General features: G+C 71.3%; 22 protein-coding genes, 3 tRNA genes and 2 pseudogenes. 17 read left to right on the top strand and 10 right to left on the bottom strand.

The window, feature by feature from the left end; genetic code table 11:
* Nucleotides 1-51 precede the first annotated feature (51 nt).
* Entirely contained in the window at nucleotides 52-915 is an 864-nt protein-coding gene (locus tag IE217_RS03410) for a DUF6602 domain-containing protein (protein WP_190176180.1), read from the bottom strand.
* 387 nt (nucleotides 916-1302) lie between these two features.
* Between IE217_RS03410 and IE217_RS03405 the strand changes: the two genes are divergently transcribed.
* Nucleotides 1303-1381 (top strand) — tRNA-OTHER (locus IE217_RS03405).
* 620 nt (nucleotides 1382-2001) lie between these two features.
* On the opposite strand, the gene IE217_RS03400 is transcribed toward IE217_RS03405, so the two are convergent.
* Complete coding sequence (locus IE217_RS03400) at nucleotides 2002-2697, bottom strand: DUF4190 domain-containing protein (protein WP_190176179.1); 696 nt, start codon at nucleotides 2695-2697, stop codon at nucleotides 2002-2004.
* 82 nt (nucleotides 2698-2779) lie between these two features.
* On the opposite strand from IE217_RS03400, the pseudogene IE217_RS03395 reads away from it, so the two are divergent.
* Together IE217_RS03395 and IE217_RS03390 are read left to right on the top strand one after the other, a co-directional pair.
* Nucleotides 2780-3006 (top strand): annotated as a pseudogene (locus IE217_RS03395) (transposase); the annotation flags it as partial.
* 529 nt (nucleotides 3007-3535) lie between these two features.
* On the top strand, nucleotides 3536-4027 hold the full coding sequence (locus IE217_RS03390; RefSeq protein WP_190176178.1) for a GNAT family N-acetyltransferase: 492 nt from the start codon (nucleotides 3536-3538) through the stop codon (nucleotides 4025-4027).
* A gap of 119 nt (nucleotides 4028-4146) precedes the next feature.
* Here the strand turns inward: IE217_RS03390 and IE217_RS03385 are convergent, their stop codons facing one another.
* The gene (locus tag IE217_RS03385) at nucleotides 4147-4416 is read right to left on the bottom strand and encodes a DUF3761 domain-containing protein (RefSeq protein ID WP_229865005.1); all 270 of its coding nucleotides are present in this window, start codon (nucleotides 4414-4416) and stop codon (nucleotides 4147-4149) included.
* A gap of 535 nt (nucleotides 4417-4951) precedes the next feature.
* Nucleotides 4952-5833 carry a bifunctional DNA primase/polymerase gene (locus IE217_RS03380; RefSeq protein ID WP_190176177.1) on the bottom strand — a complete coding sequence of 294 codons (882 nt, stop codon included), beginning with the start codon at nucleotides 5831-5833 and terminating at the stop codon, nucleotides 4952-4954.
* Nucleotides 5834-6217: 384 nt separating this feature from the next.
* Between IE217_RS03380 and IE217_RS03375 the strand changes: the two genes are divergently transcribed.
* The 6 genes from IE217_RS03375 (at nucleotide 6218) to IE217_RS03350 (ending at nucleotide 11909) form a co-directional block, all read left to right on the top strand.
* On the top strand, nucleotides 6218-6529 hold the full coding sequence (locus IE217_RS03375) for a hypothetical protein (RefSeq protein ID WP_190176176.1): 312 nt from the start codon (nucleotides 6218-6220) through the stop codon (nucleotides 6527-6529).
* A gap of 176 nt (nucleotides 6530-6705) precedes the next feature.
* Nucleotides 6706-7668, top strand: coding sequence for a bifunctional MaoC family dehydratase N-terminal/OB-fold nucleic acid binding domain-containing protein (locus tag IE217_RS03370; protein WP_190176175.1), 963 nt, complete (start codon nucleotides 6706-6708; stop codon nucleotides 7666-7668).
* Nucleotides 7665-8138 carry a MaoC family dehydratase gene (locus IE217_RS03365; protein WP_190176174.1) on the top strand — a complete coding sequence of 158 codons (474 nt, stop codon included), beginning with the start codon at nucleotides 7665-7667 and terminating at the stop codon, nucleotides 8136-8138. The genes IE217_RS03370 and IE217_RS03365 overlap by 4 nt, the downstream gene beginning before the upstream one ends.
* Entirely contained in the window at nucleotides 8135-9295 is a 1161-nt protein-coding gene (locus IE217_RS03360; protein ID WP_190176173.1) for a lipid-transfer protein, read from the top strand. The genes IE217_RS03365 and IE217_RS03360 overlap by 4 nt, the downstream gene beginning before the upstream one ends.
* 227 nt (nucleotides 9296-9522) lie before the next feature.
* Nucleotides 9523-10104, top strand: coding sequence for a SigE family RNA polymerase sigma factor (locus tag IE217_RS03355; RefSeq protein WP_190176172.1), 582 nt, complete (start codon nucleotides 9523-9525; stop codon nucleotides 10102-10104).
* Nucleotides 10105-10229: 125 nt separating this feature from the next.
* On the top strand, nucleotides 10230-11909 hold the full coding sequence (locus IE217_RS03350) for a long-chain fatty acid--CoA ligase (RefSeq protein ID WP_190176171.1): 1680 nt from the start codon (nucleotides 10230-10232) through the stop codon (nucleotides 11907-11909).
* 98 nt (nucleotides 11910-12007) lie between these two features.
* Here the strand turns inward: IE217_RS03350 and IE217_RS03345 are convergent, their stop codons facing one another.
* Both IE217_RS03345 and IE217_RS03340 read right to left on the bottom strand, forming a co-directional pair.
* Entirely contained in the window at nucleotides 12008-16213 is a 4206-nt protein-coding gene (locus tag IE217_RS03345) for a PAS domain-containing protein (protein WP_190176170.1), read from the bottom strand.
* A gap of 214 nt (nucleotides 16214-16427) precedes the next feature.
* Entirely contained in the window at nucleotides 16428-16919 is a 492-nt protein-coding gene (locus IE217_RS03340) for an SSI family serine proteinase inhibitor (protein ID WP_190176169.1), read from the bottom strand.
* A gap of 172 nt (nucleotides 16920-17091) precedes the next feature.
* Here IE217_RS03340 and IE217_RS03335 point away from each other — a divergent pair.
* Nucleotides 17092-17182 (top strand) — tRNA-Ser (locus IE217_RS03335).
* A gap of 198 nt (nucleotides 17183-17380) precedes the next feature.
* Nucleotides 17381-17453: transfer RNA gene (locus IE217_RS03330), tRNA-Arg, on the top strand.
* A gap of 258 nt (nucleotides 17454-17711) precedes the next feature.
* Here IE217_RS03330 and IE217_RS03325 read toward each other — a convergent pair.
* The 3 genes from IE217_RS03325 to IE217_RS03315 all read right to left on the bottom strand — a co-directional run bounded on the left by IE217_RS03325 (nucleotide 17712) and on the right by IE217_RS03315 (nucleotide 19494).
* Nucleotides 17712-18548 carry a protein kinase domain-containing protein gene (locus tag IE217_RS03325; protein WP_190176168.1) on the bottom strand — a complete coding sequence of 279 codons (837 nt, stop codon included), beginning with the start codon at nucleotides 18546-18548 and terminating at the stop codon, nucleotides 17712-17714.
* A gap of 70 nt (nucleotides 18549-18618) precedes the next feature.
* On the bottom strand, nucleotides 18619-19062 hold the full coding sequence (locus IE217_RS03320; RefSeq protein ID WP_190176167.1) for a UCP032817 domain-containing protein: 444 nt from the start codon (nucleotides 19060-19062) through the stop codon (nucleotides 18619-18621).
* A 246-nt stretch (nucleotides 19063-19308) separates the two neighbouring features.
* Complete coding sequence (locus IE217_RS03315) at nucleotides 19309-19494, bottom strand: hypothetical protein (protein WP_229865003.1); 186 nt, start codon at nucleotides 19492-19494, stop codon at nucleotides 19309-19311.
* Here IE217_RS03315 and IE217_RS34460 point away from each other — a divergent pair.
* Nucleotides 19481-19561, top strand: a pseudogene (locus tag IE217_RS34460) (XRE family transcriptional regulator); the annotation flags it as partial. The gene IE217_RS03315 and the pseudogene IE217_RS34460 overlap by 14 nt on opposite strands.
* Nucleotides 19562-19563: 2 nt before the next feature.
* Nucleotides 19564-20034 (top strand): NUDIX domain-containing protein, encoded by a 471-nt coding sequence (locus IE217_RS03310; RefSeq protein WP_190176166.1) that lies wholly within the window; start codon nucleotides 19564-19566, stop codon nucleotides 20032-20034.
* A gap of 229 nt (nucleotides 20035-20263) precedes the next feature.
* Here the strand turns inward: IE217_RS03310 and IE217_RS03305 are convergent, their stop codons facing one another.
* Nucleotides 20264-20611 (bottom strand): DUF1330 domain-containing protein, encoded by a 348-nt coding sequence (locus IE217_RS03305; RefSeq protein ID WP_190176165.1) that lies wholly within the window; start codon nucleotides 20609-20611, stop codon nucleotides 20264-20266.
* Between the two features lie 147 nt (nucleotides 20612-20758).
* On the opposite strand from IE217_RS03305, the gene IE217_RS03300 reads away from it, so the two are divergent.
* From IE217_RS03300 to IE217_RS03285, 4 genes are all read left to right on the top strand, one after another.
* On the top strand, nucleotides 20759-20968 hold the full coding sequence (locus IE217_RS03300) for a hypothetical protein (protein ID WP_190176164.1): 210 nt from the start codon (nucleotides 20759-20761) through the stop codon (nucleotides 20966-20968).
* A gap of 244 nt (nucleotides 20969-21212) precedes the next feature.
* Nucleotides 21213-22103, top strand: coding sequence for a calcium-binding protein (locus IE217_RS03295; protein ID WP_190176163.1), 891 nt, complete (start codon nucleotides 21213-21215; stop codon nucleotides 22101-22103).
* Between the two features lie 121 nt (nucleotides 22104-22224).
* A complete protein-coding gene (locus IE217_RS03290) occupies nucleotides 22225-23124 on the top strand; it encodes a DUF2797 domain-containing protein (protein ID WP_190176162.1) in 900 nt (299 codons plus the stop codon).
* 80 nt (nucleotides 23125-23204) lie between these two features.
* On the top strand, nucleotides 23205-24122 hold the full coding sequence (locus IE217_RS03285) for an amidohydrolase family protein (protein ID WP_190176161.1): 918 nt from the start codon (nucleotides 23205-23207) through the stop codon (nucleotides 24120-24122).
* The last annotated feature ends 33 nt before the right edge of the window (nucleotides 24123-24155 follow it).

Here is a 24155-nt window from a genome sequence, read left to right as displayed (position 1 = left end):
GGTCGACCGCGGACGGGATGGGAGCTCTGAGTGGTGGGATAATCCCAGGACTTAGTCCACTGTCTCTGTGGAGTCCATCAAGTCAGTAATGTCGATAGCATAGCTAGGTATCTCCTTGGTGGAGAGACCTTCAAATACCTTTGCGGCCCCTACGTGTGTGCCGATCGAGCCAATTTTCCGAAGATATCCGGCGACTCTATCCATGCCGTTTTGGTTGTCGCCCATTCTCTCCAGCAGGTGTGCGATCGTTCGAGTTATCGGCTCAGGTGCCGGGCTAGTATTTGAAGACTCGTGCGCCTCCTTCGGGGTGAAAGATTTAACGAGAGATTCGAGGGGTCCCATGTGGCATAGCTCTACCTCGCCCTGCATTACGGTCATGTTTGCGAGCCAAGCCCCGAGATCTGCGATGCAGAGAGCATCGATGCACTGACCTGGTCGCTTGGTGAACTCTTCCCCGTAGTCCCACAGGGCCTGATACACCCTGTAGGCGGGATTGGAACGTTGATTCCATGAATGTGAATGGGCGAGTACGCCGTAGAAGAACTCGCCTGGAGGGCGCCCCTCCCGCAACATCATATCTTCCAGTAAGGCTGCACAAATGGCGCTCTTTTTAATGTGGGCCCTAGTTAGGGTCAACTTGCACTCGAAAGCGGCGACTACGGCTGATGCCAGGTAGTGCTTAATTCCGAGCAGCCCTGGAGGGTAGGAAGGGTGGAGGATAAGAATATCTACTTGTGGACTTGTGTTGCCGTCTGTATCGATGATCCTTCCTCCAGGGACGACGTGATAACCCGAAGGGACCCACCTTCGTAGAAGCTGTGCCCACGTTTCTTCACCTTGGCTGCCGGCGGTGCCGGGGTCTTCTCTAGCCCTGGCTTGCAAGCGCGCATATTCACTGCTGATTTCATGAGTCATTTGGGACATGAAAACGCGAATGTCGTGCAAACTCACGCGTGGCTCCGTGGATCAAGCGATACGGCAGTCTCATGATGGCTGGAGGTCTTCCCCGGCGGGTGATGTTTCCTCATTCTCCTTGGGGGCCTCAGCCGACCGGCATGGCAGGCCCCCCACTTCGCATCTGGCGGCAGTGACGGCAGGGCTGATGGCAACGACGGTGGACGGCAGCAGCGTTCAGCGACCCGGCACAGTGGCGGCGCTCGGCGACCGGTCCGGCTCACCACGGCGTGCCCGCATCTTCTGAGCGGTTGGCCGCGGGTTCGAGTCCCGGCACCCGTGGGCCATGTGTGGGCCAACATCCTGGATAACCAGGCCGCGCGTGACATTAGTGCAGCTCAGAGCAGAGGAGAACGGGGACGCCTTGACGCTCTTGAAAACCGTCGTGGCAGCGATGTCACCGTGGGTTCAAATCCCACCGCCTCCGCGCAGGTCATAGACATTGCAGGTCAGAGGGGGCGCCCCGTCATCCGGGGCACCCCCTCTGTGCGCATCTTGTCTCACCCTGATTCGCGGGTATCCCACCTCTGACCAGCGCGTGCGGCCAACCTGCGGCCAGGATTCACGGAGCGGCCGGCCTTACCAGGCGATCGCGCACTGCGCATCATGGAGTGCCCCGGCGGCCGGCCAGGCCCCCGGCGGGGGCGCCCTGTCGTGTCAGGACGCCGTAGCTGCCCGCGGCGGCCAGCCGGCGGCGATGTCCGGTTCCTGGTCGTGGCGTCCCGCGTTGAATCCCCACTGCGACCTGCCGGCGCCATGCGGCCGCCACCAGGGTGGATTAGTGTCCGCGCCGGTTGCTCTGCGTCAGGGCTATGACGGCGCGGCCGGCCATGCGAACGGGGTCTCGGTCCAAGTTTCCCTGCCCCCTCAAGTCGCCGCGCAAGCGCGGCGTGCGCGGGCCGGCCCTCATGTCTCCGTCCCGCTCCAGCCTGGCCGTCGCCCGTGCCGCGCTGCGACTCCATGGTCTCCATGATGCGGCGAGCCCCGCCGCTGCGGGGTACGCGGCGAGGCCTGGGGGTGGTGGTCAGCGTCGCGCGACGTCAGCGATCAGAAGTCAGTTCGGGACGCTTTGATGGTCTTGCACTCGAGCTTCTTGGCGTCCTTGATCTCGTCCGCGTTCACCAGCGCACCAGCATCCTTGTCGGTGAACTTCTGGCCCGGGGCAAGGTTCTCGGCGGTTGACATGAAGTCGTTGACCTTCTTGCCGTCGGCCAGGACCTCGCCCTCAACCAAGTACGAGTACCGGCGGTCGCCGTGGTTGGCGTAGTCGACGTGGATGGCCATCTCCTTGATGCCCAAGTCGCCGGTGACCACGTCGCACTTGGTGACCTTGAAGTCCTTCATGACCTCGGACTCCTTGGCGCCGCCGGTCTTGGACTTACCGTCGCCGACGGTGGCGGAGTCGTACGACTTGTCCAGCTCCTTACTGGCCTTGTCGACGGCGGAGAAGAACAGGGCGTTCATGGCGAAGAACATAATGATCGCTACGGCCGACGTAACGAGGCCGGTGATGCCGGCACCCTTGCCCTTGCGGACCTTGCCCGCCTTGGACAGGCCGATGGCGCCGAAGATGATGCCAAGGATCGCGAGCGGCCAGACGACAACGTTGAGGACAGGGATGAAGCTGACTATGACGGCGATGATGCCGAGGACGAGTGCGGTGGTGGCCAGGCCGTTGCTGCCGGGCTGCTGGGGCTCGCCGTAGCCGGGCTGCTGGGGCTGGGGCGGGTACTGCTGGCTCATGGTCCCCCCTGGGACTTGCGCTGTGGCTTGCGGGTGTGTGACTTGTAGAGCTGCTGTGTGGTTGCCTCGCTCCGCTGTTATTCACCCGATCGTTATGACTGCCGAGATCATCGAGTCACTGCCCGCACGGGCCTCTCCTCGGAGCCGAGTCCGTCGTCGCCGCGGGCGACCTCACCGCCTGCACCGACGCCGGCCACCTCGCCTCAGCCGCCGGACTGGTCCCCGTCCCACGGCGATACCGGCCGCCGCACCGGCAACCTGCACCGATCCAAGCGCTACCGCCGCAGCCTGCGCGGAGTCTTCTACCTTCCGCGCGACCAGCATCATCCGCGACGGCCCCAACGGGACGCCCTGCTGTGCCTGCTCCTGCGGCTGTGCTGTTCCCGCCCGATCGTTCGAATCGTCTGGACTGCACACCGCGTGCCTGATGGCAGTGACGGCAGGGCTGACGGCAACGACGGTGGACGGCAGCAGCGTTCAGCGATCCGGCACAGCGGCGGCGCTCGGCCACCGGTCCGCCTCACCACGGTGTGCCCGCATCTTCTGAGCGGTTGGCCGCAGGTTCGAGTCCCGCGGGGCACCCGTGGGCCATGTGTGGGCCAACATGCTGAAGAACCAGGCCGCGCGTGACGTCAGTGCAGCTCAAAGCAGAGGAACGGCCCTTGACCAGAGCTGATGGTCGGGGGCCGTTCGTTTGCCAGGACGCCGGGCAGGCATCGCGCCCGGATGGGGGCCGGACAGGGGCCGGCCTCCGCCGCCCATGGGCAGGTCGGCCGGCCGTGCCGGCGCCGGGGAAAACCGGTGGGAGGGCCGATCACCGTTGGTTAGCCTCACGCGGATGGAGATCCGAGCGTTCGAGGAGTCCGATTGGCCGCAGGTCTGGCCGATCGTCGAGCAGATCATCCGCAAAGGGGACACCTTCTGCTACGACCCGATGCAAACCGAGGCGCAGGCGCACGACTTGTGGGTGGTACCGCCGCCAGGGCGAGTCGTAGTGGCCGTGGAGGACCAGCGTGTACTCGGCACCTCCAACATGTACGCCAACCGACCGGGCCCGGGTTCGCACATCGCCAGCGGCAACTTCATGGTCGCGCCAGAGGCACGCGGTCGGGGTGTCGGCCAGGCGTTGGGCGAGTATCTGCTGGACTGGGCGCGGAGCAGCGGATTCGCCGGCGTGCAGTTCAACGCCGTGGCGGCCTCCAACGCACCGGCGGTCAAGCTGTACGAGCGTCTCGGGTTCTCCCTGATCGGCACCGTTCCCGGCGCGTTCCGGCATCCGGCGCTGGGTCCGGTCGGCCTCCACGTCATGTACCACGATCTGGCCTCGTGACTACCGGGGATGTTCGCTCGACCGGGGGCCGTCCACCGCCTCCGCGCTGTGAGCAGCGGGACGGCCTCCGACCGTGCGGGACGGTCAGAGGCCGGTGTGCTGAGTGCCGCCCGCCGGGTCTACTTGAACCAGTAGCGGACGCCGTGGTGGTGGGAGCAGGTGCCCTGCGAGTGCCGCGAGTAGGACAGCGTGGCATCCACGCACTTCGCGGTCTCGTACTTGTCCTTGGGCCTCTGGTGGTGCGTCCAGCCACAGACGCCCGTGGTGTGGCGGACGCAGTGATGGGCGGTGTTGGTGGACGGCAGCGTCACCGCGGACGCGGTCGGTGCGCTGAAGAAGACGCCGGCCATGGCTATCGCCGCTGATGCGACGGCGAAACGAGCACGCAAAGGGACCCCCCCTTGGAATCGAACTGGTGCAGAGGGGACCTTATACGGGTTTCAACTGCTCGGTGGCCCGTTTCGGGGTGCTCGCACACGCACCCCTCCGGGTGGATCACGGTTGCGCCGAATCACCCTGGCGTCCGCCGGTGTGCTTGCCGGGTGCGCCTCGTCGGCGACGCCGGCCACCGGTGCCGAGGGAGCGGCGCAGAGGCCGGCCCGCACTGCCACGGCGTCGCCTTCGCATACGGCGGTGGCATCGGCGCCGGCCATGCCGCCGCTGTCGCCGAAGCGGCTCGCGGCGAGGCTCCTCCACGCGCACGAACGCTGACTCCCAGCCGTGCTCGCGGCTGCTCAACGGCCAGCACCTGGTTGAGCATGTTCCGATCGAATCCGGCCGCTTTGCCCGACGCTGATGTCGCCGCTCAGTGGAGCGGGGACCGCGGCCCGGTAAGGCCGGGCGAGTGGCCGTTGGAGAGGGTCACGTGGGTCGGCGACATGCCCCGCACCCTCGCACGGCGTTCCGTCGCGCCCCCTGGGTTTCTCACGCCCGGTACCCGGTCAGGCGGGCCGCCGAGGCGACGGTGGCGCGGGCCTCGCGTTCGGTGAGGCCGGTGCTGACGGCGGCGTCCACGAGGGGGGCCACCAGCGCGGGGCCCATCCCGTTCTCGTAGGCGCGGCAGGCGGCCCAGAACAGGCGGGTGTTGCGCTGGCCCTGGTGGGCCGCGAGCACGAACTGCACCAAACCCTGACCGTGCCGTCCCGAGGAGGGCGGCACGGGCTGGTGCGGGGCGCGCGGCGGAGGGAGCAGCAGGCGCAGCAGGGCCGGTGGGCAGGGCGCGGGCGGGAGATGGGCGGTGCCGGGGGCGGCGGCGTACACGCCCTGGTCGGTGCGGGAGCCGGGGCCGACGAGGTAGCCGCCCGCCCCGCGGATGTCGATGCCCGGAGCCAGACGGCCGGCCGAGTTGGGCACCACGACGTCCGGCGGGCCGGTCAGCCACAGGTGGCGGCCGCCGCTCGGGGTCAGCACGACGACCGTGGCGGGGATCGTGAACAGGTGGCGCAGGGCCAGTTCGCGCAGGGCCACCGAGGCGTCCGTGCCCGTCTTGACGTCCAGGTCCACGCCGATGAGGTGGTGCGGTGGCAGCCCGCAGGCGATGCCGTAGCCGGTGGACCAGGGGGCGGCGGCGAACAGTTCCCGGATGCGGGCGGGGTCGGTGGAGGCGTCGTACACACCGTGGCCGAAGCGGCCGCACTCGCCGTGGCAGGGCGGGGCGGCCGGCTGTGCCGACGGTGCGTCGCGGTGGGGTGAGCGCAGGGCCGGGAGCTTCGTCCGGGACAGGGGGATGACGGCCAGGCCGCGTTCGGCGGCTGACAGCGCGTGTGCGAGGGCCAGCGTCGTGGCCTGCCGGTCGATGGTGGCCATGGGGCCATGTTCGTATACGCGTTCGAATATGGGAAGAGGGTGGGGTGCGGCACGCCCGGGGATGGGCGTGCGGCGTGCGTCGGGCGGTCCGCGCGGCGGAACGGTTCCGCGCTTGGGGGGTACGGGCCTCGGTCGCCCTGTCCGGGGGGCGGGGGTGGGGTGCGGAGGGGATTGGCAGGCGACGAGGTTTATCGGCTTCTTCTCACGCTTGCGTGCGAATCGGGGGAGGTGGAGTGGTTCCGCGGAGCGCGCTGGGCAACCCTGTTCCTGCGACGTCGCGAGAAACCGTCCGGGCGGTCGGCATCCGGTCAACCGCCCCGGTCAGAGCCGTACTTCACGCAGTTCACCACCACCATCACCGTCACCTCTCCATGGAGGAGCCACATGGCAGGCATCCGTACCGCTCGCGTTCTCGCCGCCGTCACGGCGGTCCCGCTCGCCGCCGCCCTGTTCACCGGGATCGCGGCCGCGGACAATGGCGCCATCGCGGGCAGCGGATCGAACGCGGGCGCCGCGAGCGTCGCGGGCAGCGGGGTCGGCCGCGACAACAGCGGCAACTCGTCCACCACGCAGCAGCAGGCGGTCGGCTCCGGCGCGTCGAACCAGAGCAACAGCGCCCAGGTCAACGGCTCCGCGTTCACGGCCGTCCAGCAGGGCAACGAGAACGTCGCCGTCCGCTTCACCCGCCTGTGGTGAGCCGGGACGGGCCGGCGGGACATCTGGGGACCCGCCCGGCCTGAACACCCTCACGGGTGTGCTTGTGGGGATGCTTCACACTCCGCGCGGCGGTGCTTCGGCGCCGCCGCGCGGGCGTCCGTCCCGGCCGGGTCGGTGACCTTGACACAGTGCGCTATCTGACGGACAGTCAGAAAATGCTGAGCGAGCGGCAAGAGGGCGAACTGGGCGCCCGGCTCAAGGAGTTCGAGGGGCGCGCGGCCGCCGTCGCCGGGGTGGGCAAGGACCCCGTGAACGCACCGATGATCCGGCACTGGTGCGAGGCCATGGGCGACACCTGCCCGGCGTACACGGGACCCGGCGCCATCGCCCCGCCCACCATGCTCCAGGCCTGGACGATGGCGGGCCTCGCCGGACAGGCCGGTCCGCCCGGCCGCACCGAGGCCTTCGGCGAGCTGCTCGCCCTCCTCGACGCCGCCGGCTGCACCTCGGTCGTCGCCACCGACTGCGAGCAGGAGTACGCACGTCCGCTGCGACCCGGAGACGTCGTGACCTTCGACACGGTGATCGAGTCGGTCTCGGACCGCAAGACCACCAGGCTCGGCACCGGCTACTTCGTCACCACCCGCACCGACGTCCGCGTCGGCACGGAACTCGCCGGGACCCACCGCTTCCGCATCCTCAAGTACGCGCCCACCGCCGGGAAAAGCCGGGAGAACACCCCGAAACACCGCCGCCCGCGTCCCGTCGTCAACCGGGACAACGCCGGTTTCTGGGAGGGCGTCGCGCGGGGCCGCCTGCTGATCCAGCGCTGCACCGGCTGCGGCACCCTGCGCCACCCCTGGCTGCCCGGCTGCAACGCCTGCGGCTGCCTGGAGTGGGACACCGTCGAGGCGGGCGGCGGGGGCACGGTCTTCTCGTACGTCGTCATGCACCACCCGCCCTTCCCGGCCTTCGACCCTCCCTACGCGGTCGCCCTCGTCGAACTCGCGGAAGGGGTGCGGATGGTGGGCAACGTGGTCGGAGTGCCGTACGACAAGGTCCGGATCGGCATGCCGGTCGAGGCCGAGTTCCGGCGGTACGGGACGGACGCCGGTGACGAGGGTGACGGTGACGGTCCCTTCGTACTGCCCGTCTTCCGAGCCCGGGAGGGATCATGACCGGCGCGTCGCAGGACCCGGTCCTTGAGGTGGGGGCCGAGCTGCCGCCTCTCACCGTCCCCGTCACCCGCACGCTGATCGTGGCCGGCGCCATCGCCTCGCGGGACTACCAGGACGTGCACCACGATCCGGAGCTGGCGCGCGCCAAGGGCTCTCCGGACGTGTTCATGAACATCCTCACCACCAACGGCCTGGTCGGCCGCTACATCACCGACCACTTCGGCCCGGCCGCCGTGCTCCGCCGGGTGGCGATACGGCTGGGGGTGCCCAACTACCCGGGCGACACGATGGTCCTCTCCGGGACGGTGACGGAGGTGGACGGCGACACCGTACGGATCGGCGTGCGCGGCGAGAACCGCCTCGGCACGCACGTGACCGGCACGGTCACCCTCACCGTCGCCCCGGCTCCCCCGGCCGGCGCCCCGGTTCCCCCGGCCACCCCGGCTCCCCCCTCGGGCTCAGGTTCATGAGCGCCGGGGACGGCCTCGGAGGCCGGGCCGCGATCGTGGGCATCGGGGCGACCGAGTTCTCCAAGGACTCCGGCCGCAGCGAGCTGCGGCTGGCGGTCGAGGCGGTGCGGGCGGCGCTCGACGACGCCGGTCTCGCGCCCGGTGACGTGGACGGGATGGTCACGTTCACCATGGACACCAGCCCGGAGATCACCGTCGCCCAGGCGTGCGGGACGGGGGAGCTGTCCTTCTTCTCGCGGATCCACTACGGCGGCGGCGCGGCCTGCGCGACCGTGCAGCAGGCGGCGCTCGCCGTCGCGGCGGGCGTGGCCGAGGTCGTGGTCTGCTACCGCGCGTTCAACGAGCGCTCGGGCCGCCGCTTCGGCTCCGGGGTGCAGCGCCGGGAGCCCTCGGCGGAGGGCGCCGCGCTCGGCTGGGTGCTGCCGTTCGGGCTGCTCACGCCCGCGTCCTGGGTGGCCATGGCCGCGCAGCGCTACCTGCACGCGTACGGGCTCACGCCCGAGGCGTTCGGGCAGGTGGCGGTGGCCGGGCGGCGGTACGCGGCGGCCAACCCGGCGGCGTACTTCCACGGCCGTCCCATCACGCTCGCCGACCACGCGGCCTCGCGGCCCATCGTCGAGCCGCTGCGGCTGCTGGACTGCTGCCAGGAGACGGACGGCGGCCAGGCGCTCGTCGTGACCTCCGTCGAGCGGGCCCGCGACCTGCGGCACCCGCCCGCCGTCGTGACCGCCGCGGCGCAGGGCGCGGGGCGCGCGCAGGAGCAGATGACCAGCTTCTACCGCGACGACCTGACCGGACTGCCCGAGTCCGCCGTCGTCGCGCGCCGGCTGTGGCGCACGTCCGGGCTCGGGCCGGCCGACGTGGACGTCGCGATCCTCTACGACCACTTCACGCCGTTCGTGCTGACCCAGCTGGAGGAGTTCGGGTTCTGCGGCAGGGGCGAGGCGGCGGACTTCGTGGCGGCGGGACGGCTGCCGCTGAACACGCACGGAGGGCAGCTGGGAGAGGCGTACCTGCACGGCATGAACGGCATCGCGGAGGCCGTACGGCAACTGCGCGGCACCGCCGTCAACCAGGTGCCGGGGGCGGCCCGGACCCTGGTGACGGCGGGGACCGGCGTGCCCACCTCCGGCCTGATCCTCACGACCGGCGCCTGAGCCGCAGGCCCCCGCCCCGCACCACCCAGGCGGGCCACCCGGGGGTGTCCCTTTCGGACCACCAGGGGCGCCCCTCCCGCACCACCCCAGGGATAACCCGCAGGCCGTACTCCTCGTCCGTCCACCTTCAGGAGGTGCGGCAGGCCCCACCCCTACAACCTGAGGCGGACTCCGCTTCGGGACCTGCGGCCGATCCGCCGGGCGGGCACCGCTCCTAGCGTGGAGCCATGACCACACCCGTCTGCACCAGCGCGTCGACCGCCGCCGTACCGGGGGCGGCGCAGACCCTGGCGTATCCGTCGTTCGCCTCGTACGTACGGGCCCGCCGGCCGGTGCTGCTGCGCACCGCCCGGTCGCTCACCGCGAACCCGAGCGACGCGGAGGACCTGCTGCAGACCGCGCTCACCAAGACGTACGTCGCGTGGGAGCGGATCGAGGACCACCGGGCGCTCGACGGCTACGTCCGCCGCGCGCTGCTCAACACCCGAACGTCGCAGTGGCGCAAGCGCAAGGTCGACGAGTTCACCTGCGAGGAACTGCCCGAGCCGGAGCCCGTTCCGGACGCGGCCGACCCGGCGGAGCGGCAGGCCCTGCGCGACGCCATGTGGCGGGCGATCATGAAGCTGCCGGCGCGGCAGCGGGCCATGGTCGTCCTCAGGTATTACGAGGACCTCTCCGAGGCGCAGACGGCCGAGGTGCTCGGCGTTTCGGTGGGCACGGTGAAGTCGGCGGTCTCCCGCGCGCTCGGCAAGCTGCGCGAGGACCCCGAGCTGAACCCCGAGCTGAACCCCGAGCCTGCAGCCGCGTGAGGCACGCCCCCTCCAGTCCGTCCGGTCCCTCCGTGCAGAAGGTCACGTGATCGATCGGCCGTCCCTAGTGACATACCGCGCGGTATGTGCGCAGAATCAGCGCAACCTTTACTACCGCGTAGGCAATGCCGCCCCGGGAGGACGCCGTGCTGAGCACCATGCAGGACGTACCGCTGCTGATCTCGAGGATCCTGACCCACGGGTCGACGATCCACGGGTCCTCGCAGGTGATCACCTGGACGGGGGACGGCGAGCCGCACCGCCGCTCCTTCGCCGAGGTCGGCGAGCGCGCGGCCCAGCTGGCGCACGCCCTGCGCGAGGACCTGGGGATCCGCGACGACGACCGCGTGGCGACCCTCGCCTGGAACAACGCCGAGCACGTCGAGGCGTACTTCGCGATCCCCTCCATGGGCGCGGTCCTGCACACCCTGAACCTCCGCCTCCCCGCCGAGCAGCTGGTCTGGATCGTCAACCACGCCGCCGACCGCGTGATCATCGCCAACGGCTCGCTGCTGCCCCTGCTCGCCCCGCTGCTGCCCCACCTCAAGACGGTCGAGCACATCGTCGTCACCGGCCCCGGCGACCGCTCGCTGCTCGCCGACACGGGCATCGTGCGGGTGCACGAGTACGAGGAACTGATCGCCGGCAAGCCGACCGCGTACGACTGGCCCGAGCTGGACGAGCGCCGGGCCGCCGCCATGTGCTACACCTCCGGCACCACCGGCGACCCCAAGGGCGTGGTCTACAGCCACCGTTCGATCTACCTGCACTCCATGCAGGTCAACATGACCCAGTCCATGGGCCTCACCGACCAGGACACCTCGCTGATCGTGGTGCCCCAGTTCCACGTCAACGCCTGGGGCCTGCCGCACGCCACCTTCATGACCGGCGTCAACATGCTGATGCCGGACCGGTTCCTGCAGCCCGCCCCGCTCGCCGAGATGATCGAGGGCATCAGGCCCACCCACGCCGCCGCCGTCCCCACCATCTGGCAGGGCCTGCTCACCGAGCTGACCGCCCGCCCGCGTGACGTCTCCACCCTCACCCAGGTGACCATCGGCGGCTCGGCCTGCCCGCCCTCGCTCATGCGGGCCTTCGACGAGCTCGGCATGCGGGTCTGCCACGCCTGGGGCATGACGGAGACCTCCCCGCTCGGCACGGTGGCCCGCCCGCCGGCCGCCGCGATCGGCACCGACGAGGAGTTCGCCTACCGGCTCACCCAGGGCCGCTTCCCGGCCGGCGTCGAGGCCCGCCTCACCGGACCCGGCGGCGAACACCTGCCCTGGGACGGCGAGTCGGCGGGCGAGCTGGAGGTCCGCGGCCCGTGGATCGCCGGCGCCTACTACAATGGTCCCGACGCCGAACCGCTGCGCCCCGCCGACAAGTTCAGCGAGGACGGCTGGCTGAAGACCGGTGACGTGGGCACCATCAGCCCGGACGGCTTCCTCACCCTGACCGACCGGGCCAAGGACGTCATCAAGTCGGGCGGCGAGTGGATCTCCTCGGTCGACCTGGAGAACGCGCTGATGTCCCACCCGGACGTCGCCGAGGCCGCCGTCGTCGCCGTACCCGACGACAAGTGGGGCGAGCGCCCGCTGGCCACGGTCGTCCTGAAGGAGGGCGCCACCGCCGACTTCGCGTCCCTGCGGACCTTCCTGCTGGAGGAGGGGAAGATCGCCAAGTGGCAGCTCCCGGAGCGCTGGACGATCATCGAGGCGGTCCCGAAGACGAGCGTGGGCAAGTTCGACAAGAAGGTGCTGCGCAGGCAGTACGCCGAGGGTGAGCTGGACGTCACCCGGCTCTGAGGGAGCCCAGGGCACCACCGGCCCCGGCGGCCTCACCGCCGCAGGAACGCCTCGACTGCTCTCCCGCTCGTCGCCCCGGCCGGCCGGTCGGCCGGTGGTCAGTTGGTGCCGATGCGGGAGAGCAGGTCGACGATCCGGGCCTGCACCTCGGGGCTGGTCGAGCGCTCGGCGAGGAACAGCACCGTCTCCCCGGACGCCAGCCGCGGCAGGTCGGCCTGGTCGACGGCGGCCGTGTAGACGACCAGCGGGGTGCGGTTGAGCTGCCCGTTGGCACGCAGCCAGTCCAGGATCCCGGCCCGGCGCCGGTGCACCTGCATCAGGTCCATCACGACCAGGTTCGGCCGGAACTGCCCGGCCAGCGCCACCGCGTCGTTGTCGTTCGCGGCCCGCGCCACCTGCATCCCGCGCCGCTCCAGCGTCGCCGTCAGCGCCAGCGCGATCTCCGCGTGCTCCTCGATCAGCAGGACGCGCGGCGGGTGCTGCTCGCTGTCACGCGGCGCGAGCGCCTTCAGCAGTACGGCGGGGTCGGCGCCGTAGGCCGCCTCGCGCGTCGCCTGCCCGAGCCCGGCCGTGACCAGCACCGGTACCTCGGCCGCGACCGCCGCCTGGCGCAGCGACTGAAGCGCGGTGCGCGTGATCGGCCCGGTCAGCGGGTCGACGAAGAGCGCGGCGGGGAAGGCCGCGATCTGCGCGTCGACCTCCTCGCGCGAGTGCACGATCACCGGCCGGTAGCCGCGGTCGCTGAGCGCTTGCTGTGTGGTGACGTCCGGCGCCGGCCAGACCAGCAGCCGACGCGGGTTGTCCAGCGGCTCCGGCGGCAGTTCGTCGTCCAACGGCTGTGGCCGCGGGGTGTCCGCGACCTCCACGGCACCGCCGGGGCCGTCCAGCGGCTCGGGACCCTCGGCCGCGTTCTCGTCCGGGGCCCCTATGGCGTACGAGCGTCCGGCGCCCTCGGTCGTCGGCGCGGGCCGGGCGGGTGCGGCGGGTGCGACGGGCGCGGTGGGGCCGCCGAGGGAGGGCTGCGCCGGGGGCGTGGGTACGGGCGCCGGCGTGGGCTGTCCGGCGGGGGCCTGCGCGGGCGCGGGGTGCGGGCGTCCGGCGGCCGGGTCGGGCGGGGTGCCCAGCTTGCGGCGGCGGCCGGAACCGTTGGTCGCGTGCGGGGGCGGGGTGGCCGTGGGCGGCTGCGGCACCTGCACCTGGGCCGCCTGGCGGCTGAACGGCACGCCCTGCCCCAGCGTCCGCACGCTGATCGCACGGCCCTGCGTGGAGTTCGGGTCCACGGGCGGTGCGGCGGCGGCCTCGGCTGGCAGCGGCTGCGCGACGGGCTGCCCGGCGGGCCGCTCGGGCGGAAGGGCGGTGCCGGTGGCGGGGGTGGGCGCGGGCCCGGCGGTGCCGTGGGGCGGCGTACCGGCGGGGGCCGCCGGTACGGGCGTACCCGCGCCCGGGGCGGGGTGCTGGGCGGGCGGCATCTGCCCGGGCAGCGCCTGCGCGGGCGCCGGCTGTGCCGGCATGGGCTGCCGGCCGGGCACGGGCGGGTGGGTTCCCGGCACGGCCGGTCCCGTGCCGGCGGGATCGGCCTGTACGGGGGTGCCTGGTACGGGGGTGCCCTGCGCCGGAACGCCCTGTGCCGGCGTGGCGGCCGGTGGCGCGGTCTCCGGCGTGGCGGCCGCCCGCCGTCGGCGTCCCGTCGGGGCGCTCGCGGGGTGCGGCTGCGGCGGGGTGTGGTCGTCGGCCTGGTCGTGGGGGACGGCGTCGTGCCGGCCCGCGTCACCCACCGGGGCGGCGGGGGCGGCGGGAGCGACCGGAGCGCCGGGGACCGCGGCGGCGGCCTGCGGATCGACGCCACCCTCGGGCCGGTCGGCCTCGGCGGGCGGCAGGGCGAAAACCGTACGGGGAGCCGCCTCCTGGGCCGCGGCGCGCTCGTTCGCCGCGGCCAGTGCCCGCCGCCGGCGGCCGGTGGGCTGAGGTGAGGTGTTCGCGGGAAGCTGCGCGGGGGCCTGACCGGCGGCCTGCGCGGCCACCGCGTCCCCCGGCGCCTCCAGAGCCGCCTGCTGCCCGTTCATGGCCGCGGCCGCGGGAAGCGCGGCGGGCAGGGCGTGGGGCTCGCCGGTCTCGCGCCGGGCGCGCCGTCCGGTGCCGGCGGGCACGCCCTGCGGCGGCACCGTACCGCCCAGGCCGGTGCCGGCCGCGGCCGTACCGGCGGCGTGTTCGGCCGCCGTCAGTACGGCGCCCTCGGCCACGCCCGCGTCCTCCGCGGGCCGCCCGCGCCGCCGACCCGTACCACCGCCGGAGACCTCGGCGCCCTGCGCCGGGACCTGCGGGGGGACCGGTGCGGGGACCTGCGGGGAGACCTGTGCGGGCTCGCCGGGCTCCCCGGCCGCGGCCGCCCGCCGCCTGCGCCGCCCGGTGGGCTGCGCGGCAGTGGCAGTGGCTGGGGCTACGGATGCGGCCTCGGCGGGTGCCCCGGCCTCTCCGTCACCCTCCAGGAACGCGTCGGTGGAGGCCCGCCGGCCCCGACGCCGCCCGCCGCCGGCCGGCGCCGGCTCGAACACGGCGACCTCGGCGGAACCGGCCGCGAGGGCGGGAACGTCCTCGGCCCGGGCCTGGTCGGGCAGGGCGGCCGCGGCCGCCGCCACGGCCCCGGCGCCCCCGCCGAGCGGCACCTCGAGCACGTAGGCGCTGCCGCTCATGCCCGGCACCTCGTGGGTCTGCAGCACACCGCCGTGCGCCCGGACGATCCCGCGCACGATCGGCTCGTGCACCGGGTCGCCGCCGGCGTACGGCCCGCGCACCTCGATCCGTACGACCTCGCCGCGCTGCGCGGCCGCCACCACGACGGTGTTGTCCATGTAACCGCCCGCCGACACCGGCGCGTTGCCGGTCGCGTCGACCCCGGCCACGTCGGCGACGAGGTGCGCGAGCGCGGTGGCGAGGCGCCGCGGGTCGACCTCGGCCTCGATGGGCGGCGCGTGCACGGCGAACTGCACCCGCCCGGGCCCGACGAGTTCGACGGCGCCCTCGACACCGGCGGCGACGACCGCGTCGAGCATCACCTTGGTACGGGTGATCTCCTCGCTGCCGACGTCCAGGCGCTGGTAGCCGAGGACGTTGTCGATGAGGGTGGTGATGCGGGAGTAGCCGGCGGAGAGGTGGTGGAGCACCTGGTTGGCCTCGGGCCACAGCTGCCCGGCGTCGTCGGCGGCGAGGGCGGCCAGCTCGCGGCGCAGTTCGTCCAGGGGACCGCGCAGTGAACCGCCCAGGAGGGTCAGCAACTGCTCGTGCCGGGCGGCCAGCGCCTCGTAGCGGTCCTTCTCGCGCTCGCCGAGCGCGGCGTACCGCTCCTCGTTCGCGGCGAGCTCCTCCGCGTGCCGCTCGGTGAGCTCCTCGACCTCGGTGACGTGCTGCTGGCGCAGGGCGGTCAGCTCGGAGGCGTGCTCCTCGGCGAGGCGCTCGAGCTCCTCCTCGTGCCGCTTGGCGGCCTCGGCCTTCTCCTCGGCGAGGGCGTCGTAGGGACGCCGGTCGGTGAAGGTCATCACGGCGCCGACGAGTTGGTCGCCGTCGCGCACCGGGGCGGTCGTGAGGTCGACCGGCACCTTGTTCCCGGGCTTGGACCACAGCACCTGCCCGCGCACCCGGTGCTTGCGCCCGGAACGCAGGGTGTCGGCGAGCGGCGACTCCTCGTACGGGAAGGGCGAGCCGTCGCCGCGCGAGTGCAGGACCAGGGTGTGCAGCTCGCGGCCGCCGAGCTCGCCGGCGCGGTAGCCCAGTATCTGGGCGGCGGCCGGGTTGACGAGGACGATGCGGCCGTCGGTGTCGGTGCCGACCACGCCCTCGGAGGCGGCGCGCAGGATCATCTCGGTCTGGCGCTGCGAGCGGGCGAGTTCGGCCTCGGTGTCGACGGTGCCGGAGAGGTCGCGGACGACCAGCATCAGCAGTTCGTCGCCGCTCCAGCCGGAGCCGTCGTAGGCCTGGTGGCCGTTCTCCAGATTCGCGCTCGTGACCTCGACCGGGAACTCCGTGCCGTCGGTCCGCCGGGCGGTCATCCGGGTGGGCTTGGTACGCCCGCGCGGGTCGATGTGGTCGGGGCGGCGCATGGAGCCGGGGATCAGCTTGGAGTCGAACTGCGGCAGCAGGTCGAGCAGCCCGCGCCCGACGAGTGCGGTGCCCGGCGTCTCGAAGGCCTCCAGGGCGATGCTGTTGGCGTTGACGACCGTGCCGTTGGCGTTGACCAGCACCAGGGCGTCGGGCAGCGCGTCGAGTATGGCAGCGAGGCGAGCAGCGCCTCGGGATGGCCTGCTGCTCACGAGACGCTTCCTCCCTGTTACCGCACCTTGCCGACCGCGGAGGCCATCTTGCCAACCGGCTCGCGGCGTGTCACGCGAGGGAGTCTAAGCGCTGAGGTTGCACCGGCGACGCCCAATGAGAGGGAGGTCGCACGGGGAAGTGACGTCGAACCTGTGACCGTACGGTTCCGCTCCGCACGACCTTCCCGAGACCTTTACGCCCTCCCCCTCGCACTCAGCCACCGAGGTCGGGCAGGAGCGGCACGAGCCGGTCCCAGCGGGCGATCTCGCAGCCGTCGCTCCGGTCGTACGCCGCGTCGACGGGACGCCCGGCCCAGGTGCCCGTGACGTGGGCGGTCGCCGGGCCGCCGTACTGCATGGTGCAGACGCTGCCCTCCGGCACCGGCGCGAAGGTGTCCCGCCCCCAGCGCGTGTTCCGCTCCAGCGCCCCGCACGCGCCCCGCGCATCCGGATGGCTCCCGCCGGCCGGACGGCAGTACAGCTCGTACGTGCCGTCCCTGCCGGCTCCCGCGTGGCGCACCGTGACGGTGAGGTGATCGCCGGGCCGGTCCTCGTCCCGGACGGGCGGCGGCGCACCCGGGGAGGCGGCGGCGGGCACGGCGGACAGGGCCGCGAGCGCGGACAGCGCGGCGGCGCCGCCGAGCAGCAGCCGCCGCACAGTGCGACGCGGGGCGGAGGAGAGGAGGGGGAAGCTGACCTGCACCATGCCAGGACCAACGCGCGTCCCGATCGGAGGTTGCGCCCGTCCGCCACCACCCCCAAGGGCTTTGCCCTGGGCCCCGCCTGCCTAGTACCGTGGAGGCCGATTGGTGACACCCCGCTCGACTGTGTCATCATCTGCACGCACCACTCGCGCGCTCGCGTGAAGCGGTTGTGCTGGAGGCGTCGCCTAGTCCGGTCTATGGCGCCGCACTGCTAATGCGGTTTGGGCCTTAAAGCCCATCGAGGGTTCAAATCCCTCCGCCTCCGCTGACGATCACCGAAGCCCTGGTCCACCCGACCGGGGCTTCGGCGTTTCCGAGGCAGCTCCCCGCCGCTCACCAGGTTTCCGCAGGTCACAAGGGGTGTGCGGAATGGATTTCACATGACGGCGGCAGTCATGTAATGTTCTTCCTGTCGCCGCGAGCGGCCCGCAAGGACCAGAAGCGAAGACACAAAACAGAACAAGCACTCGTAGCTTAACGGATAGAGCATCTGACTACGGATCAGAAGGTTGCAGGTTCGAATCCTGCCGAGTGCACACAGATGAGAGGCCCCGGAGTGATCCGGGGCCTCTGGCTTTTGCCTTGACGCCAGTCTTTGACGGCAACCTCCTTCGAGGGCGATACGGGGCGGGTCAGATGGCCACCGGGACACCGTCCGCGCTGTCGTCGTCCGAATCGTTGCCGTCACCCTGCAGCGCCGGCACGGATACTGATCAGAGCTTCCGCGACCGGACCACCCGGAATGCTGTCCCGGCTGAGGGGTGGTGCGGTCTTCTAGTTCCTGGGTCTACGGTTCAGCTCAGGGCCTTACCGACCTCGTAGATCGTGGGCCTGTCTCCGGGTGCCGGGCTGAGCATGGCGTGGACCAGTTCGCCCAGCTCGCCGTCCACCTTCACGGGCCGACGCTTGCCGCTTGCCACTGCCCTTCTCTGCTCGGGGCGCGATGCATCGTCCGGGTACTCGACAGCACGCCGGCCCGTGGCGGAGATGAGCAGGGAGGCGCCGAGCGCATAGACGTCGGCTTCCTGCGTAGGCTCTGCCTCTCCGGTCGCGAGCACGCTGCGCGCGATCTCCGGCGCCTCGTAGTGGACGAGGCAGCCGCGGAACGGGAAGTCGTACCCCTCGGGGACGTGTCCGCCGCGCGCCAAGGCCAGGTCGATGAGGTGCGTACGATCCGGGCCGATGATGAAGTGTGCGGGCTGCACGTCGCCGTGGGCCCAGCCCTTGCCATGTAGCTCGGCCAGCGCCTCTACGCAGCCGAGGGCCGCGCCGGTATGAGGTTCCGTACGAGAGTCCGGCTCACGACAGGGTTTCCACAGCTCGTACAGGTCGGGCCCTTCGTGCCACGGCTGGAAGTTCCAGGTGCCCAGCTCCCATTCGCCGTACGCGAAGTCATCGAGGCCGAGTCGGTACAGCACGGCCCCTTCGCGCGCGGGGGCGAGTGCCGTCCAGGGCTGTGCGGGCCAGTCGGCCGTGGCCTCGATCGGGTAGCCGACCTTCACGGCGTACCGCCCCCGATGGCTCTCGACCTCCCAGACCATCGAGCCTCGACGATTGACGACCAGGCGCTGAGCCTTGGGCATCAGTGCGTCGAGCACGACGATCGGCAGTTCAGGGGGTGTCCCGGACAACGTCTGTTCTCCTTCCGGGCGGTGCGGCCGACCCCGCATCGAGGCCGGCCGCGTCGCTGGTGTCGTGTCGCTACGCCTGACCGTACGGACGGCCGCAGTCCGCGTCGCACTGCGCGAGGTTCGTGCCGTCCACGGTCCAGAGGTCGTCGAAGACCATGAACCCGGCCGCCTTCATCGCGTGTGCGGACGCGGCGACCTCGTTCGGGTCACGGGGCCCTCCGCCCGGCATGGGGTTGTGGTGGAGGAAGCGGCCCGCGTACCGGTCACAGAGCGCGGCGTACTCCTTCGTGTGCAGGATGAGTGCGTGCAGACCGAGGTCCACGTCGTCGGACGGGACCATGGGGACGGTCGCGGTCGCGGCGGTGACCACGAAGGCCACCGCCTGGTCCGCGATCCGCTCGGATCGTTCGCGGGACTGCCCGTTGTGGACGATCACGAAGTGGGTGAGGCTGTCGAACAGTTCCTCACCAGCCACCGCGCGACCGGTCTTCTGGTCGTTGGCCGTTGCCGTCATGCGAATACTCCTTGAGTGTCGCTGTGCTCTGGCACTTGCGCCCGCATCGGTCGCCGAGGCACGGCCTATGACGACCGGGGGATGGAAGGCCGACCCAGAACGGGGAGGGGGAGCCAAGGAAGGTGGCACCCCGTTCGGGGCGGCCGGTCTACTGGCCGATACCAAGGGCCACGCCGATCACCAGGCCACAGGATCCGCTGATCACGATGATGAGCAGGACTCCCGCGTACCGGCCGATGGCGCGCATCACAGCCCGTCCCGGCTGTTGCCGTTCCTGATGGCAAGGCGGGCGCTCAGTTCCTCCCGCGCTGTCAGTGCCACCAGGTTGTCTGGCATGACATCCCATTCGACGCCGCCACCGATGGGCCTTATCTGCACCCGGGCGCCGACCTCACCCATGACGACGCCGATGCGCAGCGGAAAGGGCGGCATGTTCGACACCTACGCCAGCAGCTTCGACGCGGTGTGGGAAACCGCGACGCCGGTTCGAGAAGGGTGACCATGGCGCGAACCGAGTACTACGACGACCCAGCGGCACCGGAGCCGAACAGCCTGGTGGTCGCCGCGTCCGCCGTGGTCACCGACGACGAAGGGCGCGTACTCCTTCAACGCCGCAGGGACAACGATCTGTGGGCGCTGCCAGGTGGCGGCATGGAGATGACCGACTCACTCCCAGGAACGGCCGTCCGCGAGGTGAAGGAAGAAACCGGGCTGGACGTAGTGATCACCGGGCTCGTGGGCACGTACACCGATCCTCGTCACGTCATCGCCTACTCGGACGGTGAGGTGCGCAGGCAGTTCAACGTCTGCTTCACCGCCCGCGTGGTCGGGGGCCGGCTCGCAATCTCGGACGAGTCTACGGAGCTGCGGTTCGTCCAGCCGGAGGAGATCGATCAGCTGCCGATGCACCACACGCAGCGGCTCCGGATCCGCCACTTCCTGGAGCACCGTGAGCGGCCCTACCTCGGCTGACCTCGTAGGGGTTACTGAGATTGCCGCGTGTCTTCCAGTCCGTAAGTCTTGCAGAGCGCAGAGCGCAGAGCGCAGAGCGCGGGGCGGGGCCGAGAAACTGATCGCCGGCGCTGACGCCAACAAGAGCGAACTGCTCCCACGCGCAGAGCTGTTGAGCACGAGAGTCGAAGAGCTGCGCGCCGCCCAGCAGGGTTCGCCGCCTGCCGCCGGACCCGGCCGAGCCGGAGGGCTACTCGGCAGGCAGGGCCTCCCGCATGGCCTTTGCGGTGGCAGCCGGGTCGTAGCCGCCGGGGACGCCTTCGACCAGGATGATGTCGCCCTCGATGTGCCGCGAGCGCAGCGGTGCGATCTCCTGGTATGCAGGTGAGTCCCACCAGGCCCGCGCCTCGGCGATCCCGGGGAAGCCGATTACCACGACATGCCCGGGCCAGCTGCCCTCCTTCACCTCGTGCTGCGTGGCGTGCACGAGGAAGCGGCCGCCGTACGGCTCGAAGGTGGCGGGGATGCGTTCGATGTACTCGGCGATCTCCGGGTGCGGAGCGGCCTCTTGCAGGTGAGCTATGGCGTAGGCGGGCATGGTGTCCAGTGTCCTTCCGGTCGGTCGGGCGCCGTACGTCGACGATCGTGGCACGCTGACGCGCCGGGGTCGATGACCTGACAGGTAACCGAGAACGGACTGCGGCCCGTTCACCGGCCTGCAGGGACCGGCCAGTAACCTCAGCCCATGGCCGACACCACACCGCGCGGGCGTCGACTCACGATCATCGTGCTCGTCGTCTGGCCGACCCTGTCACTTGCGGGATGGGGTCTGGCCCGCGTCCTCGGAGGCCCCGAGGACCTGGCCGACTCCGCCGTCAGAGTCGGCGCGCTGATCGTCGCCGTGGCGGTGGTCGAGAGGGCGCGCCGGTGCTGGAAACGCCGCCGAGCCAGGTAAAGCGCTCTGTGCGGCGACAAGTTGCTGGATCGGGCTTCCGAAGCGCGTCTCGCTTCCCACCCGGCCCGGCCCGGCTCGCACGGGCCGGCCCCTCAACGTTCAGGATTCAAAGAACTTCCGTTTGCCGTACAACCGTTCGTGGTTGTCGCGGGTCTCCGTATGCGAGTCAACAGACTCCTCAGTCTCTTGAGGCCCAGGTGACCCCCACTCATCGTGAGGCCCAATCTCCACTTGGAGACCATAGATGCGCATTCGTGCCAGCCTGGCCGCCGCGGCCCTCTCCGGTGCCGCGGCCCTCACTGCCCTGGCCGTCCCGGCCGCCCATGCCGGGGAGAACCCGGCTGCTGCCAAGGCCGAGCAGTACAAGAGCGCCCACCAGGCGCTGAGCAAGCACCGGTCCCTCGCCGCCACGCCCGCCACCGGGACGGAGGGCGACATCCAGGTGACCAAGGTGACCGTCAACGCCAACAAGGACTTCGTCGTCGGCGTGTCGCCGAAGTCGTTCAACGTCTACGTGACGGTGACCGACCCGTCGGGCATCTACCAGGACCCGCACGGCGTGGACGTCGCCCTGTGGCACGGCACCGACTTCGACAACGACCTCGACGGATTCCTCTGGAACGAGAACGGCGCCACGAGCTGCGACTACTGGAGCGCCACCTCCGCCACGTGCAAGTTCACCATCACGGCGGAGCCGGGCCAGACCGGTGACCTGTACGACAGCTCGCTGAACGGCCGGTGGAACGTGACCGTCCAGGCGACCGGCAACGACGGCGACTTCGTCGAGAACGACTACTACAAGAACGAGTGGATCAAGCGCGCCGCCAGCTTCAGCGGCTTCAACGCCGGTCCCGAGCCCGTCTCCAAGGGCAAGACCATCACCATCACCGGTACCCTCAAGCGCGCCAGCTGGAGCTACCTGAAGTACTACGGCTACGGCAGCCAGTCCGTCCAGCTGCAGTTCAAGAAGGCCGGCAGCAGCACCTACAGCACCGTCAAGACGATCAAGAGCTCGTCCAGCGGTTACCTGAAGACCACGGTGACCGCCTCGGTGGACGGCACCTGGCGCTTCCACTACGCGGGCAACGGCGCCACCTCCGTCGCCGACGCCTACGACTACGTCGACGTGCGCTGAGCGCACACATCCTCCGTACGGCGGCGGCCGTCCCCCTTCCCCGGCAGACCGGGGAGGCGCGGGGCGGCCGCCGCCGTCTTCGTGTCCGGATTGTCAGTGGTGCGTCGTACGCTCGTCGGTGATGGCACAGGTGTGGAAGTGCGCGGGGCTGCGGTGGACGACCGGGGGCGGGCCCGCGCTCGTGTGGGAGGGCGGGCGGACGAGCCCGCTGACGTGGGGAAGGCGCGTGGCCTTCGCGGTCGCGGAAGGGGGAGTGCGGACATGTGCGGGAGCGCGGGGGCACCCGTGTCCGTTGCGGGCGGCCGTGCCGGGGCGGAGTACGGGGGCACGGTGCGAGGAGTGCGCGCGGCTGGACCGGGCCCACTCCGTGGCCGCCGACACGATCGCGGACGACCCGCGGCCCTACCACGTATACCTGGCGTGGTTCGGGCCCGGCATGGTCAAGGTCGGGATCACCGCGGTCGAGCGGGGTCCGGCGCGGCTGCTCGAGCAGGGCGCGGTCTGCTTCACCTGGCTCGGCGCCGGGCCGCTGATGGCCGCCCGGCGCACTGAGGAGCTGCTGCGGGCGGCGCTCGACGTACCCGACCGGATCCCGTACGCCCGGAAGCGGGCCGTGCGGTCCGCGCTGCCCGGCACCGCCGAGGAGCGGTCCGCCGAGCTCGCGGAGGCGCACGCGCGGGCCGTGGCGCTCGCCGGCTGGCCGGAGTCGCTGGAGCGGCAGCCGTACCGGCCGGTCGACCACTGCGCGGTGTTCGGGCTGGACGGGTTGCCGGCCGCCGTCGGCCAGGTGAGCGAGCTGGTGCCGGGCGGGGTGGTCGGGGGTGACCTGGTCGCGGTCGCGGGGCCCGACCTGCATCTCGCCGCCGTGGGCGGTGGGGTGGTCGTGCTGGACACCCGGCTGATGACCGGCTGGGAGCTGGGGGCGGCCGGGGACGACGCGGGGGCCGGCCGGCTGACCGTTCCGGTCCGGGAGCTGCGGGGGCCGCGCGTGCCGGCGGACGTGCAGGAGGGGCTTTTCTAGGGCCGCTGTCAGGAGCGCTCCGTGAGGGCGGTCCGGCTCGGGCTGGACTCGGGGGCGGTCGGGGGCTGATCGTGGGCGGTATGAGTGATCAGCCGAAGACGCCCGAGACGCCCGGGCCGGTGACGGAGGCGGGTGCGGTCCGGGGGTTCTGGGAGCGGCTCGGGCTGCCCGGGCTCGTCGACGTGCACACCCACTTCATGCCCGAGCGCGTGCTGCGCAAGGTCTGGCAGTACTTCGACGGGCTCGGCCCGCTCACCGGCGGCATCGAGTGGCCGATCGCCTACCGGGAGGAGGAGGACCAACGCCTGGCGCGGCTGCGGGAGTTCGGCGTGCGCGCGTTCACCGCGATGCTGTACCCGCACAAGCCCGGCATGGCCCGCTGGCTGAACGACTGGGCGGTCGGCTTCGCCCGCCGCACACCCGGCTGCCTCCACACCTCCACCCTGTTCCCGGAGGACGGCGTGGCCGAGTACGTCCGGGAGGCGGTGGAGGCGGGCGCCCGGGTCTTCAAGGCGCACGTCCAGGTGGGGGCGTACGACCCCGGTGACGAACTCCTCGACCCAGCCTGGGGGTTGCTCGCCGAGGCCGGAGTGCCCGTCGTGATCCACTGCGGGTCGGGGCCCGCGCCCGGCAAGTACACGGGGCCCGAGCCCGTCGGGCGCGTGCTCGCCCGGCATCCGCGGCTGCGGCTGGTCGTCGCCCACATGGGCATGCCGGAGTACGAGGACTTCCTCGGCCTCGCCGAACGGTACGGGCAGGTGCGGCTGGACACCACCATGGCGTTCACCGACTTCAGCGAGCGGCTCGCTCCCTTTCCCCGCCGCGCCCTGCCCCGGCTGGCCGCCCTCGGCGACCGCATCCTGCTCGGCTCGGACTTCCCCAACATCCCCTACCCGTACGCCGACCAGCTCACCGCCCTCGAACGGCTGGACCTCGGAGACGACTGGCTGCGCGCGGTGTGCCACGACAACGGCGCGAAACTCTTCGACCTGGGCTGACTTGGCACCCCCGCACGACCCCCGCACGACCCG

It is taken from the genome of Streptomyces naganishii JCM 4654 (genome assembly GCF_014650575.1).
In the GTDB taxonomy this organism is placed as follows: Bacteria; Actinomycetota; Actinomycetes; order Streptomycetales; family Streptomycetaceae; genus Streptomyces; species Streptomyces naganishii.
This window is presented reverse-complemented; position numbering and strand designations above follow the sequence as displayed.

Coding starts and splice junctions, on each gene's coding strand:
- IE217_RS03410 (WP_190176180.1), bottom strand. CDS start 915: ATGACTCATGAAATCAGCAGTGAATATGCGCGCTTGCAAGCCAGGGCT.
- IE217_RS03400 (WP_190176179.1), bottom strand. CDS start 2,697: ATGAGCCAGCAGTACCCGCCCCAGCCCCAGCAGCCCGGCTACGGCGAG.
- IE217_RS03390 (WP_190176178.1), top strand. CDS start 3,536: ATGGAGATCCGAGCGTTCGAGGAGTCCGATTGGCCGCAGGTCTGGCCG.
- IE217_RS03380 (WP_190176177.1), bottom strand. CDS start 5,833: ATGGCCACCATCGACCGGCAGGCCACGACGCTGGCCCTCGCACACGCG.
- IE217_RS03375 (WP_190176176.1), top strand. CDS start 6,218: ATGGCAGGCATCCGTACCGCTCGCGTTCTCGCCGCCGTCACGGCGGTC.
- IE217_RS03370 (WP_190176175.1), top strand. CDS start 6,706: ATGCTGAGCGAGCGGCAAGAGGGCGAACTGGGCGCCCGGCTCAAGGAG.
- IE217_RS03365 (WP_190176174.1), top strand. CDS start 7,665: ATGACCGGCGCGTCGCAGGACCCGGTCCTTGAGGTGGGGGCCGAGCTG.
- IE217_RS03360 (WP_190176173.1), top strand. CDS start 8,135: ATGAGCGCCGGGGACGGCCTCGGAGGCCGGGCCGCGATCGTGGGCATC.
- IE217_RS03355 (WP_190176172.1), top strand. CDS start 9,523: ATGACCACACCCGTCTGCACCAGCGCGTCGACCGCCGCCGTACCGGGG.
- IE217_RS03350 (WP_190176171.1), top strand. CDS start 10,230: ATGCCGCCCCGGGAGGACGCCGTGCTGAGCACCATGCAGGACGTACCG.
- IE217_RS03340 (WP_190176169.1), bottom strand. CDS start 16,919: ATGGTGCAGGTCAGCTTCCCCCTCCTCTCCTCCGCCCCGCGTCGCACT.
- IE217_RS03320 (WP_190176167.1), bottom strand. CDS start 19,062: ATGACGGCAACGGCCAACGACCAGAAGACCGGTCGCGCGGTGGCTGGT.
- IE217_RS03315 (WP_229865003.1), bottom strand. CDS start 19,494: ATGCCGCCCTTTCCGCTGCGCATCGGCGTCGTCATGGGTGAGGTCGGC.
- IE217_RS03310 (WP_190176166.1), top strand. CDS start 19,564: ATGGCGCGAACCGAGTACTACGACGACCCAGCGGCACCGGAGCCGAAC.
- IE217_RS03305 (WP_190176165.1), bottom strand. CDS start 20,611: ATGCCCGCCTACGCCATAGCTCACCTGCAAGAGGCCGCTCCGCACCCG.
- IE217_RS03300 (WP_190176164.1), top strand. CDS start 20,759: ATGGCCGACACCACACCGCGCGGGCGTCGACTCACGATCATCGTGCTC.
- IE217_RS03295 (WP_190176163.1), top strand. CDS start 21,213: ATGCGCATTCGTGCCAGCCTGGCCGCCGCGGCCCTCTCCGGTGCCGCG.
- IE217_RS03290 (WP_190176162.1), top strand. CDS start 22,225: ATGGCACAGGTGTGGAAGTGCGCGGGGCTGCGGTGGACGACCGGGGGC.
- IE217_RS03285 (WP_190176161.1), top strand. CDS start 23,205: ATGAGTGATCAGCCGAAGACGCCCGAGACGCCCGGGCCGGTGACGGAG.